The organism is Glutamicibacter sp. HZAU, assembly GCF_004100365.1.
In the GTDB taxonomy this organism is placed as follows: Bacteria; Actinomycetota; Actinomycetes; order Actinomycetales; family Micrococcaceae; genus Glutamicibacter; species Glutamicibacter nicotianae.
Map to the genome: position 1 here is coordinate 413652 of NZ_SCKZ01000001.1, position 18116 is coordinate 431767.

General features: G+C 55.5%; 14 protein-coding genes. 6 read left to right on the forward strand and 8 right to left on the reverse strand.

Annotated elements, in window-relative coordinates; genetic code table 11:
• Position 1 precedes the first annotated feature (1 nt).
• From EKH49_RS01935 to EKH49_RS01950, 4 genes are all read left to right on the forward strand, one after another.
• Positions 2-955, forward strand: a complete 954-nt coding sequence (locus EKH49_RS01935; protein WP_236640981.1) for an ABC transporter permease — start codon at positions 2-4, stop codon at positions 953-955.
• Entirely contained in the window at positions 948-1799 is an 852-nt protein-coding gene (locus tag EKH49_RS01940; protein WP_236640982.1) for an ABC transporter permease, read from the forward strand. Before EKH49_RS01935 ends, EKH49_RS01940 begins: the two co-directional genes overlap by 8 nt.
• Complete coding sequence (locus EKH49_RS01945) at positions 1792-3330, forward strand: ABC transporter ATP-binding protein (RefSeq protein WP_128469455.1); 1539 nt, start codon at positions 1792-1794, stop codon at positions 3328-3330. The genes EKH49_RS01940 and EKH49_RS01945 overlap by 8 nt, the downstream gene beginning before the upstream one ends.
• Positions 3331-3398: 68 nt before the next feature.
• Positions 3399-4238 carry a transporter substrate-binding domain-containing protein gene (locus EKH49_RS01950; protein ID WP_201739537.1) on the forward strand — a complete coding sequence of 280 codons (840 nt, stop codon included), beginning with the start codon at positions 3399-3401 and terminating at the stop codon, positions 4236-4238.
• A gap of 88 nt (positions 4239-4326) precedes the next feature.
• Here the strand turns inward: EKH49_RS01950 and EKH49_RS01955 are convergent, their stop codons facing one another.
• The 5 genes from EKH49_RS01955 to EKH49_RS01975 all read right to left on the reverse strand — a co-directional run bounded on the left by EKH49_RS01955 (position 4327) and on the right by EKH49_RS01975 (position 9683).
• Positions 4327-5400, reverse strand: a complete 1074-nt coding sequence (locus EKH49_RS01955) for an alkene reductase (protein ID WP_128469456.1) — start codon at positions 5398-5400, stop codon at positions 4327-4329.
• Positions 5401-5544: 144 nt separating this feature from the next.
• Positions 5545-6939 (reverse strand): ABC transporter ATP-binding protein, encoded by a 1395-nt coding sequence (locus tag EKH49_RS01960; protein WP_128469457.1) that lies wholly within the window; start codon positions 6937-6939, stop codon positions 5545-5547.
• Positions 6936-7694 carry an energy-coupling factor transporter transmembrane component T family protein gene (locus EKH49_RS01965; RefSeq protein ID WP_128469458.1) on the reverse strand — a complete coding sequence of 253 codons (759 nt, stop codon included), beginning with the start codon at positions 7692-7694 and terminating at the stop codon, positions 6936-6938. The genes EKH49_RS01960 and EKH49_RS01965 overlap by 4 nt, the downstream gene beginning before the upstream one ends.
• A gap of 7 nt (positions 7695-7701) precedes the next feature.
• Positions 7702-8508 (reverse strand): ECF transporter S component, encoded by an 807-nt coding sequence (locus EKH49_RS01970; RefSeq protein ID WP_128469459.1) that lies wholly within the window; start codon positions 8506-8508, stop codon positions 7702-7704.
• 116 nt (positions 8509-8624) lie between these two features.
• A complete protein-coding gene (locus EKH49_RS01975; protein WP_128469460.1) occupies positions 8625-9683 on the reverse strand; it encodes a nucleoside hydrolase in 1059 nt (352 codons plus the stop codon).
• A gap of 659 nt (positions 9684-10342) precedes the next feature.
• Between EKH49_RS01975 and EKH49_RS01985 the strand changes: the two genes are divergently transcribed.
• Positions 10343-11386, forward strand: a complete 1044-nt coding sequence (locus EKH49_RS01985; RefSeq protein WP_269088411.1) for a DUF3320 domain-containing protein — start codon at positions 10343-10345, stop codon at positions 11384-11386.
• A 36-nt stretch (positions 11387-11422) separates the two neighbouring features.
• On the forward strand, positions 11423-13765 hold the full coding sequence (locus EKH49_RS01990) for a HelD family protein (RefSeq protein WP_128469462.1): 2343 nt from the start codon (positions 11423-11425) through the stop codon (positions 13763-13765).
• A 127-nt stretch (positions 13766-13892) separates the two neighbouring features.
• On the opposite strand, the gene EKH49_RS01995 is transcribed toward EKH49_RS01990, so the two are convergent.
• The 3 genes from EKH49_RS01995 to EKH49_RS02005 are packed head-to-tail and all read right to left on the reverse strand — an operon-like array spanning position 13893 to position 18088.
• Positions 13893-15221 carry a hypothetical protein gene (locus tag EKH49_RS01995; protein ID WP_128469463.1) on the reverse strand — a complete coding sequence of 443 codons (1329 nt, stop codon included), beginning with the start codon at positions 15219-15221 and terminating at the stop codon, positions 13893-13895.
• A gap of 3 nt (positions 15222-15224) precedes the next feature.
• The gene (locus EKH49_RS02000) at positions 15225-16124 is read right to left on the reverse strand and encodes a hypothetical protein (RefSeq protein ID WP_128469464.1); all 900 of its coding nucleotides are present in this window, start codon (positions 16122-16124) and stop codon (positions 15225-15227) included.
• 5 nt (positions 16125-16129) lie between these two features.
• A complete protein-coding gene (locus EKH49_RS02005) occupies positions 16130-18088 on the reverse strand; it encodes a hypothetical protein (RefSeq protein WP_128469465.1) in 1959 nt (652 codons plus the stop codon).
• Between the last annotated feature and the right edge of the window lie 28 nt (positions 18089-18116).

Below are 18116 nucleotides of genomic sequence, written 5' to 3' on the forward strand. Positions count from 1 at the left end.
CGTGTCTCCTCTAACCACCATGCTGCGCCGGGTCCTGGGACTCGGCGCAGCAGTCCTGCTTTCGTCCTTCGCGGTATTCCTGGTCCCCTTTGTTTCCCCCGGGGACCCCGTGCGCTCCTTGCTGCGCGCCCGCATGGACATTGGGGCCGCCGACGAGGCAACGGTGCAGGCCTACGCAGAGCAATTCGGCCTGCATGACCCGATGCTGGTGCAATTCGGAAGGTGGCTGGGCCGGTTCGCCACCGGAGACATGGGCATCTCGCATATCAGTGGTACCCCGGTAGCCGACCAGGTGCTCCCGGCCATTGGCGTCACCCTATCCTTGGCCGGCAGCGCCCTGCTGGTGGCCATAGTGGCCTCCATCCTTTTGGGCGTCGCTTCGGCAACCCGCGCCGGGCAATGGCCAGATAGGCTCATCACCTCCATCACCCATGCGCTCATTGCGATCCCTGAATACGCGCTGGCTCCGCTGCTGGTGCTGCTCTTCGCGGTGCGCTTCTCGCTGCTGCCCTCGGCCGGGTTCGATTCCCCTGCCTCGTTGGTGCTCCCGGTCTTCATTCTGGCCTTGCGCCCCATCAGCTTCTTCACCGTCGCGGTGCGCTCGGGGGTGTGCCAGGCTTTGGACTCCGAGCATGTGCTGGCGGCCCGTGCCCGCGGGCTGAGCAGCACCCAAGCATTGGTTCGCCATGTGGTTCCCCATGGATTGCTGCCGTTGTGGACCATGGTGGGTGTCTGGTTTGCCGGGTTGCTGGGCGGGTCGGTCATCGTGGAAGTCATCTTTGCCATTCCCGGCATGGGCAGACTGATTTTCGACTCCATCGTTGATGCCGATATCCCGGTAGCCCAGGGCGGCGTGGTGGTTGTCGTAGCCTGTGCCGTGGTGGTGTCCGGAATCGTTGACCTGGTGCACAAGATCAGTGACCCCAATGTGAGGATTGGTGTACGGCATGGCTAGGAATCATTCCAGGGAAATCCTGCTTTCCCCTCCCGCGTTCATATTGCTGGCAGTGGTCATCCTGACCATCGCCGCCCCGTGGATTTCCCCTTATGATCCCAACGCCCAGAGCCTGGCGGACCGGTTGCAGGCACCCAGCCTGGCCCACTTGCTGGGCACCGATGCCCTGGGCCGCGACACCTTGAGCCGGGTGCTGCATGGTGGCCGGTTCTCGCTATCGGTAGCACTGATCACCACGCTGTTCTCGCTGCTGGTGGGCACCGCACTGGGCCTGCTCAGCGCGGTGCGCGGCGGCTGGCTGGATGAGCTCTTCCTGCGCGTGAACGACTTGCTGCTCGCGTTGCCCGAAATCGTGATTGCGCTGCTGATCATCGCGGTCATGGGTCCCGGATTCTCCACCATGGTGCTTTCCGTGGGCGTCGTGGCATGGACCCCCACGGCACGGTTGGTGCGCTCCATGGCGGCCCAGGCATTGAGCACCCACCATGTCGAGGCCTCCAAGCATGTGGGTGCTTCACGCTGGTTCATCCTGCGCCATCATGTCCTGCCCTTCGTCGCGGGTCCGGTGCTGGCCCAGGCCGCTTTGCGCTTCGGCCTGTTGCTCGTATTGCTCGGCTCATTGTCCTATCTGGGCATCGGAGTCCAGCCGCCGCAGTCCGACTGGGGTTCGATGCTGGCCGAGGCCCAGCCTCATGCGATCCGCTCCCCGTGGGGCATGACTGCGCCGGGCGCAGCGATCTTCCTGGTCAGCTTCTGCGTTACCCTGCTGGGCAATCGCATCACCCACGTGCTGGGCGGGCAGGACGTGCTTGCTACCGAGGCCAAGGCGGAAATCCATGACTAGAGAACTTGAATTCATTGATCTCTCGGTCAGCTCCGGCGATCAGCGGTTGCTTTCCGAGGCACGTGGCGCCTTGCGAGCCGGGGAACTGGTGGCGGTGGTAGGGCGTTCCGGTTCCGGCAAGACGCTGCTCACCAAGGCGATTATCGGCCTGCTGCCCCAGCAGCTGCGTGCTGAGGGGAAGATCCTGCTTGATGGCCAGCGCCTTGACCAGCTGGACGAGAAAGCCATGGACTCGGTGCGCGGACGACGCATCAGCATGCTGTTCCAACAGCCTAAGCGCGTGATGAACCCGCGGTTGACCATCCGCGCGCACCTGCTCGAGGCCTTGGGAGCCCACGGCTGGGGCAAAGCCCGCCAGCATGAGGATCGGGTGCTGTCCTTGCTCGAGGAAGTAGGCCTGTCTCCCGCCAAGCAGATTGCCGGCAAACGCCCGGACCAGCTCTCCGGCGGGATGGCCCAGCGCGCCATGCTTGCCATCGCCCTAGCCGCTGATCCGGAGTTCATCCTGGCCGATGAACCGACATCATCTTTGGATTCGATCCTCAAGTCCGAGGTGCTGCAATTGCTGCGCCGCAAGCAGCAGGAGCGCGGCGTAGGCGTCCTGTTCGTTACCCATGACATCGCCAGCATCCAGCACATCGCGGATCGCGTTGTAGTAGTCAGCGACGGTCAGATTGTGGACCAGTGCCCTACCGCGCTGATCTTCTCCAAGGACCGCCACTCCAAGACACGCGAGCTGGTCGAAGCCAGCTTGCCTCCTCTGCGCACGCTCCGTGCGACGGATTCGGCATGCTTGCTCGAGGCGGTGGACGCGGGCAAGAACTATACGCGCCGCGCAAAAGGCCCGGCAGCATTGAACCCCACGAGCTTGCGCCTGCACGGTGGCCAGGTCGTGGGTGTGGTGGGCCGCTCAGGTTCCGGCAAGAGCACCTTTGCCAGGCTGCTGGCCGGGTTGGAACAGCCAACCACCGGTCGGATCATTCAGGCGCGCCATAATGGCGAAGCAACCCGGGTGCAGGTCATTGCCCAGGAACCGTATTCTTCCTTCGATCCCCGGCTTACCATCCGCACTTCGATGAGCGCGGCGGTGCACCGGCTGCCGGCAATCCAGGCCGGTGAGCGCATGGCGCAAGCCATGGCCCAGGTGGGATTGCCCGAGCAATTGCTGGATCGCAGGCCGGGCCAGTGTTCCGGCGGCCAGCTCCAGCGACTGGCTATCGCACGTGCGCTGCTGACCGAGCCGCAGGTTTTGATCTGCGATGAATCCACCTCGGCACTGGATTCGGTAGCCCAGCGCCACATCCTCGACCTGCTGCTTGATTTGCGCGAGCAAATGGGGCTGAGCCTCGTGGTCATCTCCCACGACATGGACGTGATCCGCTATGTGAGTGATGACGTGGCAGTGTTCTACGAGGGCGAGCTGGTGGAGCATCGCCCCCTCGACGATTTCCTGGCTGACCCGGAACACCAGCACAGCAAGGACCTCGTGGCCGCGCTGGACATCACCGCTGCGCTTCCTTCCGCCAGCTGATTTCCGCTTCCGCAAGAAAACCCGGAAGTCTTGTGCCCTGATTCGGACGGCTTATAGATTGATGGACTATGACCGACAGTTCACAGAAGAATCCGTCCATCACCCGCCGGTTGCCATTGCTGTTCCTATGCGCGGCCTTGTTCCTTTCAGGCTGTTCGGCTCCAGCCCCGGAATCCGGCGACGACCAGAAGCCAGCTTCCGACAGCACCCGGCTGGCCAGCGTAATTGAAGCCGGAACGCTGAAGGTCTGCACCACCGGGGACTACCGGCCGTTCACCTACCTCGACCCGGAGACCGGGGAATGGTCGGGAATCGACATCACGATGGCCAAGGATCTTGCCGAGTCCATGGGCGTCGAACCCGAGTTCATCCAGACCTCATGGAAGGACTTGATGCCGGACTTCCTCTCCAAGTGCGACATGGCAGTAGGCGGGGTTTCCATTTCCATGGAACGTGCCCAGCAGGCCTACTACAGCGAAGCCACACTGGACGAGGGCAAGACACCCATCACCCTGTGCGAGAACGTGGAGAAGTACGACACGATCAAGGAAATCAACCAGCCCGGGGTCCGTTCCATCACCCCGATCGGCGGCACCAACGAGAAATTCGCAGACTCGAATTATCCCGACGGGGAAATCATCCGCTTCGAGGACAACAACAAGATCTTCGATGAGATCATTGCCGGACGGGCGGATGTGATGACCACCGATGCCTCCGAAACCCGGTGGGTGGCCAATGAGCATCCCGAGCTGTGCGCAGTGCACCCGGACAAGCCGTTCAACTTCTCCCAGAAGGCCTACCTGCTGCCGCTGGGTGATGACGAGTTCCAGGAGTACGTGAACCAGTGGCTGAACATGGCCAAGAACGACGGGGCGCTCGCCGCGGCCGAGAAGCCCTGGTTTGGGTAGGTTCGAAGCTAGAACATGACAATAAACCGGCGGCTCCACCCAATGCAGATTGGACGGAGCCGCCGGCGTTGCTATTCAGCTGGCGTGATCAGTTCTCCCAGAACGGGTAGTCGATGTAGCCCTTGGGACCTTCGGTGTAGAAGGTCGCGAAATCCGGTTCGTTCAGCGGCAGCTGTTCTTTCCAGCGGCGCACCAGATCCGGGTTGGCAATCGCAGGGCGGCCCACGACAACGGCTTCGCCCCAGCCTTCGGCAGCCACGCGAGCGGCTTCCTCATAGGTGGTGATCTCAGCGAAGCCGGTGTTCAGCAGCACCGGACCGCCGAATTCCTTGCGCAGCGACTGGACCAGCTCGCCGGCTGGGTCATGGTGCAGGATGCTCAGGTTGGCCAGCCCCAGTGGCGCGATGCCCCGAACCAGCGCGGTGTAGGTAGCCAGCACATCCGCGCGATCGCTTTCCACCGCACCCTGGACATTGTGTTCCGGCGAAATGCGCAAGCCGGTCTTGCCAGCGCCAATGGCGTTGGCCACCGCGGTCACTACCTCGATGACAAAGCGGGCCCGATTCTCCGGGGAGCCGCCATAGCTGTCGGTACGGGTGTTGGCCGAAGGTGCCAGGAACTCGTGCAACAGGTAGCCGTTGGCACCGTGAAGCTCCACGCCGTCGAATCCGGCGGCGATGGCGTTGCGCGAAGCAGTCACGAATTCCTCGATGATCCGTGGGAGTTCTTCAGAACCCAGTGCATGCGGAACCGGGTAGGCGTGCTTTCCGGTGTAGGTGCGCGACTCGCCCTCAACCGCGATGGCACTGGGTGCTTCGACGTAGTCGACACCGGTGGTTTCCGGGTGGGTGACGCGGCCAGCATGCATGACCTGGGCGACGATGAGGCCGCCTTCGGCGTGCACCGCGTCGGTGACCTTCTTCCAGCCGGCAATCTGCTCCTCGGTGACTAGGCCCGGCTGGCGGACGAATCCCTGGCCGGCAAAGCTCGGGTAGGTGCCCTCGCTGACAATCAGGCCAAGGGATGCGCGCTGGCGGTAGTACTCGACAACGTCAGCGTTGGGCACGCCGTCCTTACCTGAACGGGAACGGGTCAGTGGTGCCATGACCAAACGGTTAGAGAGCTTGAGGTCGCCGAGGGCGAGAGGGGAAAACAGATCCATGGGATAAGACTCCTGAAGTGGAATTTGTAGTTGCATAGTCCAACTAGGTTTTCCGTGGAGGTATTCCAGTTCGGCTGGAAATATGAGCTGGCTAACGGCCAGGGCAGTCTGTTGAACAAGGTCCAGTGAGCAGTTTCCCCGCTGTTATCGCGGCATTCTGTGCACCCGATCGGCAGTGCGCGCCATGAACTGCTCATCATGGGAAGAGAACAGCACCGCTCCCCCGCGTTCAAGCACCGAATCGATGACCTCGTTCAGGATTTGAAGCCCCGCCGAATCCAGCGCCTCGGTTGGTTCATCCAGCAGGAGCAACTGCGGTTCGCGCACCAGCACGGTAGCCAAGGCAACAAGCCGTCGGGCCGAAGCCGGCAGCTCATAAGGATGGGTCTGGGCATAGGATGCCAAACCCAATTGCTCAAGAATTTGCGGCACCCGGGCGCACTGAATGCCCTTCTTGGGAAGGCCAAAGGCAATCTCCCGGGTCACCGTCCGCTCGAACAGCTGGGCCGAAGGATTTTGCAGGAGCATCCCGGAATCGGCTGCCACCCGCAACTTGCCGGCAATTGGCTTGAGCAGGCCCGCGGCGGCTTTGAGCAGTGTAGTCTTGCCTGTTCCGTTGGCACCGGCAAGCCCCACGCATTCTCCTGCACGGACTTCGAGATCGAGGTCGGAGATGACCGGGGCACTCGCGCCCTTGTATCCGAGTTGCACTCCGGCAAAGGCCAGCAGGGGCTTTGCGAAGGCTAGTGCGACGGATGCTCGAGTCGGACTGGAAGACAACGAAGTAGTTCTGGCGGTTTCAGCCGCAGGCCGCAAAGTTCCGTCCGCCAAATTCCACAGGGCATCTGCTTCAGCTTCCCATGCTTCAGTGGTGCGGGTTAACACCACTAGCGCGGTGCCTGCGGCACGCAGCCGGGTGATCATCTCCGTCACTGCTTCGATTGCCTTGGAATCCAAGCCTGCCAGCGGTTCATCCAGCACGATGATGGTAGGCATGGCTGCTGACAGCGCGGCCAGGGCGACCAAGCGTTCTTGGCCTCCTGAAAGCTTGGCAGGATCGCGTTCCAGCAGATGCTCCAAGGACAGCCGTGCTGAAAGCTCGGAGATGACCTCGGCCATCTCTTCGCGGGGCATTCCTTCGTTCTCCCGCGCGAAGACCAGCTCTTCTGCAACTGTCTGGCGAATCCTCGAAAGGTAGAGAGCGGCATCCTGGGGCAGCAATCCCACGTGCCTGGCCCAGCCGGCGACGTCGATTCGCGCCGAATGCTCCGGCGAATAATCAATCCGTTGACCCGCCAGGATAAGTGTTCCCTCGCACCGATCGGCTCCCGGCCGCGGAAGCATGCCGGCCAGCACCTCGCCCAATGTGGACTTCCCGGAACCCGAATCCCCCGCAATGACAGTCAGGGACCCCGGAGATAATTCCAGCTCGATTGCGCGCAAGGTATCGCGATCCGCGTCTGCGTAGCGGAAGCTTCCCAGCCTGAGGTGCAGCGCCGCGGTGGTTCCGGCGTGTCCACGGTGATCCATATCCATCATGCGGCTCCTCCGAATGGCATCAGAATCGCTACCGGCACCAGCACCGAGCTCAGCAGGGCAACCCAGCGCACGCCCCGCTGGATCTGCGAGTCTGCGACTAGGCGCAATCTGCTGTGCTCACCGCGGGCCGGGAAACCGCGCGCGGCCAGATGAACCGAACGGTCATGGGCATCCTGCACCGAGGAAAGTACCAGCGGCACAGCACGCAGCCTCAGGCGCTGCAGCCACCCGGCCAACCCACGGCCGGTCCCTGCCTTCCGCAAGGCTTGGGCTTCGCCGATGGCATGCTGCTTTTCCATCATCTGCGGAAGAAGGAACAACGTGGATGCCAACAGGTATCCCGCCTGTGGTGGAGCGGGAGACAAATCAATGGCTGCCACCAGTTGGTGCTTATCGATGAGCAAACCGCAGAGCAAGCCGACCACCACCAGCACCGCTGTGCGCAAAGCCAATGCCGCTGCAATCTCTACTCCCTCACGCGTCAGGCTGATTGGTCCCCAGGCAGCAATTACCGGGGAAGAATCCCGGGACGCCAATCCATGGATCATCAGCAAGGACAGCATGGTTGGAAGCATGATTGCACCGCTGAGCGCCGCGAGCTTGCGAGCCTTGCCAGCCACCGCGCCAATGGCCAGGCACATCACTATCACCGCGCAGCTCAGCCACCAGACGCTGGCAGCCGTAGCTACGGCAACCGTGAACAAGGCGAGGCAAAGCACGGTAAAAGGGTGCAACTCGGTGATGCGGCGCTTCATCGGTGTACTACTTGTTTCCGCTCTTGCCCAGCACGTTGTATCGGCGGATGAATTCGAAGGAACCGCTCAGGCGCTTCGGCAAGGCGAAGATCAGCAGCGCCGCGATGAGGAAGACAATGGCCTTGTCTCCTGGATCCGAGATCAGTGCCTGCTTGGTGACTGCGGAGAGCAGCGAATCACCCATGGAACGGAAGGCTGCAACTACTGCGCCGGTACCGACTCCCGAGGTTCCGCCGTAGACGAACGCGGCTACCGGGGAAGAGATCACGCCCACCAGCACACCGGAAACCAGACCTGCGATTGGGGCAAGGTATGGCCGGCGCAAGGCGCCGTAGCGGGCGGCAGTTCCGGCAAGGAAACCGACCAGCGCGGCTCCGGCTGCGAATGGCAAGACAGTGGGAGCGAACAGCGACCAGATCAGGGTGCTGAGCACGCCGGTGGCGGCTCCGGCACGGCGTCCGGCCAGGAAGCCCACCAGTACGGTGCCTATGGAGTCCAGGTAGAGCGGGACCATGACGGATCCGACGAATTGGCCGAGGATGATGTTCAGTGCCAGGGCGACCGGGATCAGCGTCAGGGCAGAAACTGGCAGATCCGGCAAGACTGCGAGCAGCAGCAGGATGGCAGCGATCAGGTAAGCGGCGAAAGTTGCCAGAGCAACTCCCTGGCCCAGCCCTTCGACGATTCCCGCCGGTTGGGTGATGACCAGAAACAGGTAAGTTCCAACGAGAAGCAAGGTTCCCGCGGCACCAAGCACCCGGCGGCGCAGGAGCTGGGTAGGTGATGCTTCGGGCAAGAGAAGATTCCGTGACATGATGAGGCAATCCTGGGGATACGAGTTAATTGCGCGCAGGATTGCTCCCGCAACGCGCGAATGGCGGGTCTATGTCACCTCGACCCGGTAGAAGAGTCTAGCCCACCTGCCTGCGCTCAGGAATTCTCATTGAGTTTTCTTGCAAGCGCACCGAGTCGTTGGACCAGCTCGGCAAATCCCGCCTCGGGATTATTTGCCACGACCACGTGTGCATTCGCCGGTTTGCCCCACAGCCCGCGGAAGTCAGCCACTGTCGTGCCAAAGAGCAATGGTGAATCTGTTTCTACGTCCACCGTTGCGGGGCGGGTCTCGTAGTCCAGCGTGCCGGCGGCAACGCCAGCGGCAAAGAAGTCGTGCACGTGGGCGATATAGCCCTGGTCGTATTGGCGATGGAACTCGAAGTAGAACCGCAGGGCGTCGGAGAGATAGCGCACCAGTGGATTCGAGGACTTGCTCAGCGTTCCTTCCGAGTCGCTAGCCTGGACAATTTCCGGTTCAGCGCATCCGGCTTCAATGGAGAGCTTCGTCAGGAAGTCCGGCTGCATTTCGAAGCGCTCCGTGGTGTCCAGAGAGCAGACAATCGGTAGCTTCGATGAATCCAGTCCTTGTTCAGCTGCAGCGGTGTAGGCCGCAAAGACTTCCTTTGCTGCATGCGGGTCCACATGGGTGTTCCACTCGGCCGTCGGCGTGGTGTTGCCCTGGTAGTAGAAGGCACCGCCCATGATCACTACCTTGCGCAGCAACCATGGAAGACGTGGTTCGCGGCGAAGTGCCAGAGCGAAGTTGGTCAGTGGCGCGGTGAGAAGGACAGTCAGTTCGCCCGGGGTGCGCCGCGCAGCTTCGATCCAAAAATCGATGGCATCGAGATCCATTGACGCTGGGGTCGCCGGGGCGGGAAGAGTCGCGTAGCCTACGCCCTGTGGACCATGGGTTTCCGGCGTCGTCACCAAAGGGATTTCTAAAGGTTCACGTGCTCCGATGAGCACAGGAATATCCGACTTACCGCAGAGCGCAAGCAGTGCGCGATTGTTCGAAGCGACCTGCCGGGCATCGACATTTCCCGGAGTGCTCGTGACAACTTCCATCTGCACATGCTCGCAGGAACTCAGGTAAGCGAGAGCCAAAGCGTCATCGATACCGGTGTCGCAGTCGAGCAGAAGACGCACTTGATTCATATTTACCTTCCCAGAGGCTCCGCATTTCATGTTGATTCAGGGGCAGCTCTTTGCAGAGCACGGTGCTTAGAGAGTAATTCATTGCACCAGCCCTATTCTCGCTTTCGGCCACCAAAATCGCAGAGGCATCCAGACAATCGTATGGCAGTGAAATGACATACCACGCACGGACCAGATGCACCCTCCATGTCGCTGAAGTCCGGTTGCTGCTTGGACAAGAGCCTCGACACTACGTCATCAAAAAGAACCTGCCTTGCAGTGGCAGGATCTGAAGTATTCATAGTGGCACGGGTAAAACTAGGCGGCGGTGTAGCTTCCATCGACCGGGATCGTTGCGCCGGCGATGAACTCGGCCTTGTCGCTGGCCAGGAAGGTGATCAGGTCGATGACCCCTGGGCCTCGCCCAATCCCCGGATCAAATTAGACAAGTATACGTCGGACGTGAGGCATCTGGAATCCCGCATCAAAAGTCCGATTGGCATAGCCTGAAACGACATAAAACGAAACTATAACAACGACATTGACTAACGGAATGCAGATGGTGCCGTATTGACAGTCATAAACCCACCGCCTCGTCAGAGCGCATCCCTTAGTTGTCCCTCCTATGCACTAATCTTCATTGCAAGATAAATCTAGCGATGAGGGCCAACATGTATTCTATGACCGTATCCCGAGTACTGGATCTAGTGAGCAAAGAGCTCGATCCATACATTCAAGAAAGGCTTACTCCCTATCTTGGAGGTCTTCATTGGATAAATATCCTGCAACAACTGGATAATGCGCGAGGGAAAAATACCACTTTATGGGTATACAAGTCATCAGACCTCTCCATGCAACTACGAGTGCTCACTGAGCGATTAGGAAATCTGGGATACCCGTTCGACTTCCAGGACAGAAACCGTACGTGCAGTTCCTACGGGTCAGTACTTCGCCTCATTCGGAATCGCTGGGCTCACAACGATGAGTTTCAAGCTTTCGATGCACTGCAAGCGATTGAAATTTCGTATGCTCTGCTTATTCATATCGGGGCCAACGAGACTGCCTCTGCAGTATCTGATATTCGCACTGATCTTTTGGATTCTATGGGGAAGAACGAAAATCCTAGCGCAGGTCCCGACGAGCCTGATACTCGCAGGGTCAAAGGTGAACGAGGCGGTACGTCAGAGAAGAAACCTGAAAATCCATCATCACTGGGATACGTAAACGATTGCGAAGAGTGGCAACAGGTAATCATTGGAGAACAATCTGAATTAGATTCCATGCGCAGCGTCCGGACGAGGGAGATGGTCCGGAGTCTCATTGAAGACATCGTAGATGTCGAAGGACCTGTGAGTCCTGCGCGTGTAGCACGCCTAGTGGGCCAGGCCTTCGGATTTTCCCGCCTTTCAAAGACAAGGATTGCGCAGATCACTAGGCAATATCAGAACGCCGAAGTTACTCAAGATCAAAATGGCTTTCTGTGGCCCCGCAGCATGACTCCCGAGAATTGGCGAATCTTCCGTACACTGGGACATCGAGATTTTCTGGAGATTTCACCTCATGAACTCGCCAACGCATTAGATTTCTTATGCGACTCTGAAAACAAGCGAGATTCACCAGATAAAATGCGTAAAGAACTTCTGAAATTGTATGGTCGACAGCGAGAAACTGTGGAGATTAGAAAGCATTTAGACTCGGTTATCGCCAACCTCCAATCCAGATAGATTCAGAACATAAGATTCGATTTCAAGGAAGTTATCATGACATCATCAAGCATGGAACTAAGGGCTGAACAGGCCTACTTCGATGAGGCTATGGAATCACATGAGGCTAGTTTTAATCTTTCCTCGTCCGATGGAAGCGGAGTTGGGACCGCTGCTGAACGCCGAGCACTGAAGAAGCATCTGGACTCTAAAATCCGTTTATCCAAAGATGATGCCGTCGCGTTCCGTCGCTACCAGATGGAAGACGAAGAAACATACTATGTCGGAAAGACGCCGATCCTAGACGAAGACGGCGACTACATGGTGATTTCATGGAAATCACCTAAGGGTGGCGAGCTCTATCAATCGTCCTCGCAGGAGCCGAATGGTGTTGTAGCTCGTCGTGATTACACGACCACCGGCAATCACATTGATCAGTTATCTGATCGGTTCTACAAAGAATTGGCGGAAAAGGTTTCATCGCTAGTCGATGAGGTTAAATCAGATCCAGTATTGCTTGCAGGGCTGGAATCTTCACGCACTGGAAAAATGCAGGATATTGTCCAGACCATTCAGGCATCACAGGACAAGCTCATCCGTTCAGACAAAGACCAGCTGCTCATAATCCAAGGTGGTCCAGGAACCGGGAAAACCGCAGTCGCCCTTCACCGTGCATCCTGGCTCCTGTTTAATTATCGCGACGACCTTTCGCCCGAGGACATGATGGTAGTCGGTCCGACACCTTCATTCACTCGATATATTCAGAACGTGCTTCCTGAACTTGGCGATGATCACGTATATCAAACGTCAATCATTGAACTCCTCGAAGGGAAAACGATAAAGGTCAACGGGACAGATCAGGAAAGCGTTGCTCGTGTCAAAGGTAGCGATGTTATGGCAGACGTGATCGCTCAAGGCCTAAACAATAGAATTAAATTACCGATCAGTCCTCTACGAATTAACCGTAAGAATTCCGCCTCATCGTACGTCATCGCTCCCGAGCAATTGCGCTCCTCTCTTGATGAGCTGCGCTCTAGGCCATATTCAGAAGGTAGAAAAGCACTCCGGGCAAGACTGCTCGAAGAATGCGCAAAAGCTAGTGTCACACGGTCTAGTGCCATAAATATTGAGAACCAAGTCAGCCTGCAATCGCTTGAATCTGCTCTGGACAGGATCTGGCCACGCTTGTCTCCCGAACAATTCGTTCGCGACCTGCTTGGGTCTAAAGCACGGTTGCAACAGGCAGCCCAGAATCTGATTAGCGAAGAACAGGCGGGGCTTCTGTATAGAGCTCCTGCAGAACGAATGGCTGAGGAGCCGTGGACGATAGCAGATCTTGCGCTGATTGATGAGGCCCGTAGCCACATGAATGCTGATGTAAAACTTTGGGGACACATTCTCCTTGATGAAGCCCAGGATCTAACCCCGATGCAACTTCATGCGATTCGACGCAGAAGCCTCCACGGATCCATGACTGTCGTCGGTGATTTGGCTCAATCAACAGGCGCATTTCCACGCGATTCTTGGGATCCAATACAACAAGCTCTCCGAACCAGCTTGCCGTCGAGAATCGAGCATCTTGACTATGGCTATCGCGTTCCCAAGGAAGTTTATGTAATTGCTGAGCGTTTATTACCATTGGCCGCACCCGGAATCAAACCACCGAAAATCATACGAGAAGTTGCGACCAAACCACGCCTGCTTGAAGTAGTGCCCGGTCGATTCCACACAGAAGTAGCTGCGAAAGCCGGCGAGCATAGCTCCAATGGAAGATTTGTAGGCGTAATCGCTCCAGCAGAACACTTTGACGCCCTGAGAGAAGCATTCGACCAGCAAGACGTTCAGTGGGATGATTCGACTGTCGGTGGCTTAGGCCGTTCGATTAACCTCGTCACGCCCGAAATGTCTAAAGGCCTGGAATTCGATGCTGTAATCATCGTTGATCCTCAACGCATCCTCGAGACAGACGACCAGTGGGGCGCACGACTGCTTTATATTGCACTCACCCGCACAACTAGATATCTTGACGTGATAGGAACTGCGGGCGAAGTGCCACAGATCCTGCGGGGAGAACATTTCGATTCTAGTTTGATTGACGGCGAGCCCGATGTCATACCATCAGAACAGTCGGATGAAAATGATAGCCAAACCGTCACTCTTGATACTGATGATGATATTAAATCAAATCATAAGGTTGCTTCCAACGAAATCCCAGCCACCGAGGATCTCGATACCACAAATCTAAAAAATATAGAAATATCTAAATTCAACGCTATTGAGAGCGAGCTTCTGAAAAAGAATTCCCAGTATCTCTGTGACATTCTCCTGGGCACCTACACTGAAAAAATGGCAAGAGCAATACTTCTTGAGGCAGCACAGATGCTTCCAGAGGCCAACTAATAGCACAATTGAATCGTTCTTATCAACGTATCAGAAAATTAGACCACGTTGATAAGAACGATTTATCACTAAAATGTCATAACGAATATTTCTTTTTGCACATCATCCGCATTTCAGGAGGAATTTATTACTGTTTGATTTTTCGCATAATCTCTTCTGGTTTCATGATTCCACGTTCCAGTGCAGTAGCCATGTAGCGCATCATCAGCGTCGCCGCGATAGGGTTCGAACTCTTTTTACCCTCGAGGAATTCTTCAAATACCTGCAACGCGCGGTCGTCGAGTAAACCTCTAAAATCAAGCTTGTTGTATATTTTGCGCCAGGTTCTTAATGTGAAGGAATTAACTAGACTAACATCGCCAGGGTTGCCAACCGGAGTTTGCAAAGTCTCAGAAATCCCGCCGTTTGTTTCAACGGCACTAAGCTGCGTCTCATGTTCTACAGCTTCTACAGCGGTCACTTCGGCATATCTAGTTTGGCGAGCCTCGTCCGATGCGATTCGCAATTCTTCGCTAGTCGCTTTGAAACTCTCGAAATGACGACGGACCTGGGACGGCTTACTAATCTGTACATTTTCGACCGTTTTCTCTTCGGACATGCGGAGTCCCGCCATGGCATTCGTAGAGGGACGCGGTTCTTGTTCCGTTGCATCCTCTGCGCTATAAGTTGAGCCGTCTCCATCGACGGTCGGGCTATCCATTTGCGCACGTCGCACGGGTGCGCCTACGCCTAAAGCATCGGCTGCATAAACCGCAACTTCATGGACAAGATTCCGAAGCTCGGTATCCGGCAGTAAGGCGAAGGGAACATAAGAAGCAACAGCCTGAACCTCACGTAAAAAACGACGGTAGAACACGCGGCTGACGTCAGGTGTTTGCATCAAGGTATTAATAATCGCATGGCACAAATTTGGTGTGGTGCGCGCTACTACACGGTCAGTTATTTGAAAATGCAGATCATCGCTGAATACGGAGAGTCCCTCGTCCAATATTGATCCATAGATTCGGCGACGAACCCAAAGGTTCTTCAGGTAGGTACGCCGAACCGGCCCAATGTGCCTGTGAAGATTATCTTCATCTGTGAATGAGTACCGGGTGTTGCATGTATTAGGAAAGACGATTAATGAAAGGAAATACCACACCTCCGGAGAACCAGAATCACCAGGAATCATTTCTAGATTCTCCCACAGCGCCTTCCCCAGCCGTCTGTCATATTCGTCTGTCCAAGTGCTTCCCGAAATATTCTCTTCAATACCAGACAGTGCCTCGAAGACACCAAGGCGTAGCTTTTGCAGATGCTCAACAGATACAGGCACACCACCTGTAGGTTTGGTAGTCGCCTTTCCGAAATCAATTGTCCCCTGAGGATCGTCGAACCTTTCAAGTTTTCTACCCCGAAGATCCTCGGCAATCAAAATTGCCTCAGACTTCTCTAGACGTGGATATAAAAATGCCATCTTCTAAATCCCCTTCGCGAAGTAATTAGATCCCGCATCTAATTGCATCATCAAGAATAATGGGTTTTTCTCGAACTCGGTGATTACAGCATCTAACGATCTTCCAAATAAGTCCATGACTTGCTTAGAAACCACCTGACCAACACTTCCAGGTGAAAAATCGGATTCTCGACATTCTTCCCGCAATGCCTGATCGCCTGAAAGTTTCATCAGAGTCACCAAAAGCAAATCGCGTGTAATCGCTGTTATCGCAGTACTATTCAACGCGTCTCCGTCAGAATTGCGCAGGATTTCCGAAATTTTCTTATCTGAATTAATATACAGACGAGATGAGTTTGCGTATAGATCATCCATTGATTGTGGCGTCAGCTCGAATCGCCAAGGAGCGCTTGCCCAATTGGCTTCGGAGAAACTCAGAATTGAAGTTGGAAAGTAAAATAATGAGTTTTCGAGCACAACAGATTTCGTGGGGCCGTCAAGCAGAACCACCTGCGATATCGGCCTATCGAAGAACGGAACCGCTACCGGCCCGACTAAAGACGGCTTAACTTCGAGCGATTCTGACACCATGTTCCCCGGGACATTCACAGTGGCTGAGAATCTCCTTGTTCCTGCTTCCGTCAGCATATCCGCTGTCGCAACTTCATGCCCACGCCACATAGTGGAAGGACAGTGAACATCAATTGCCAACATAAACTTCTCTACCCCGGCCAGCTGTTCCGGTGTAAGGGCAATTTCCGAAAGTTCCACGGAAACCTTAAATTGCAGGTCTACATCGTAATCCCATTTAGCTGACAAGTTCTCCAGGCTACAGTCCTCGGGGTAAATAATTTCTAATTCGTCCCACAGGCAGGCTGATGGCTTGATCCTCTTATAAGGATATGCCGTCACTCGATTACTCATGATTATTACTTTGGCTCCAACTCAAGATCGAAAGAGAAATGTCCAGGCGAAGATATATCGAAATTGATCTCATCAAAATCGCTTTCCATGCTCAAAATGGACGTTCCGTCAGGCTGCACAGATTGTTCGAGAATTCCTGCAGGCCACACAAATTCGAAATGGTCGTCTCTTCCTGCAGCCTTAGCGTTACCCTCTATTCGGACCTTGGGCTTGACTGAGAATTTACGCTGGTTAGACCAATCTCCGGAGAACTCAATTTCCACACTATGTGTATTTCGTCGACCCGTCGTTGATTCTAAACTGATGTCGACAACTTGGATTTGCCTGTCGAAACGCTCACCACCAAGTTGTCTTTTGGCGCTCCGCCGTTGGTTACCAGATTCCGTGCCCGAAGCACCACTCTGGTGTGCAGTGTTGTTACCCGGGCTTCCGACAGGAGAGCCACCTCCAGTGAATGCCACAAGTCTGCCGAGCTCCAGCGCCAGCGCGGAAACCGATCCGACTCCAGAAGGTACTTTGACTGGTTCGTTCGATCCTAGGTATTTCAGAACTGCTTCCCTAATGCGTTGCAATGAAACATTAACTCGCATTTTTGCAGGACCTTGCAGACTGCCTACGATCCAATCATCATGCGATGAAGGCTCAGCTGCTGCGAAGTCGGAATCAAATTCCGGACAAGGCTTGAAAACACCTGTCCAATAGAGCATCTCCTTTGGGTGGTCTTGCAAATCGGATATGTACTTCACTATCAGTTCGGCGCCATCTCGCATCAGTGCAACGGAGTCTTTAGGGATGTCCGTCCCTTGCAGTTCAGTAGTCTCGTAGTCTGCAGTACTAGCAACATTGATGTTAGTCGTCATCGCCACATGCCCAACGACCTCCCGCTTTCGCCCGACAATAATTTCAAATACTTCTACATTCGGATTCGAAAATGCTGTTTCGCTGGTTTCATGTACATTTCGCACTGCCTCAAGACAAGCTACATATGAGCCAACATATGGATAGTTTTTAGCCATATGTTCAGTAATCTCAACGCCATTTGTAAATATTTGCATTTTCCTGTTGTCATTCATTCCGACCAATTTGGGCCATAAATGCTTCAGTACTACGTCGGTCAGACGTTTGCCGACCATACCTATTACAAATTCTTTATCGTTTGACAACGACGTCTCTGAAATAAGTTCGTCCTCTACAGGATTCCCTATCATGGCTTGCTCGTCAGGATCCACAATGAGTATTGATGTTCCTGTTTCGCCACTACGAAAAGCTCTAGAAAAGAGCGCTTCCCCGAGTTCCTGCGCCTCTCGTCCGATCAGGGGTTCGAGCCTTTTCTCGCCTGTTTCCGAGTCTTCTACCTGCTTTCCCCACCAGTGTCTTCCCACATAGCTACGCCCATCAATGTCGAATTCTTTGGAAACACCACTGGCAATTAACCTATGTTCCATGGAGCCAAATTCGTTATAGCACACTGTCCAATACACGATTGCTTTGGCTTCACTCGATTTAAAGACACTGCTCTTTCCAAAGCCGTAGTTGCCACCTGCCGCTTGATCTTTATTGCTTGAACCAATCATGTAAATCAGGTCAATAAAGTTAGTTGGAACTCCTTCGGGCACAGTAAGATCCGCGCGTACAGGTCCGTTTAGTCCTGTCGTACCTCGGTCCCAAATTTCAAGTACATCTAACTCTCGCTTCATCAGAGACATTGGTAGGAATGTGTACTGACGACCGTTGCTGAAGACTCTATCCCCGAGTAAATCTCGCTGTTCATCTGTTAGCACTCGGTAATCTATGCCGAATTGAGGGATGCTACCGTCGTTCGATGCGTCCCATGAATTTTGTGCTGATTCGCGAACCAACAGTTCAAGATTTTCCACCCCCGGAGTTCCTAGAAGTTTCTCGGTGCCTTCGGATGTGAAAGTACCCATTCCTGTCGGTTGGGAGTACCAATCAAGTTTTTGCATTTGGCTGTTCTTTCTAATCAAGTTGCGC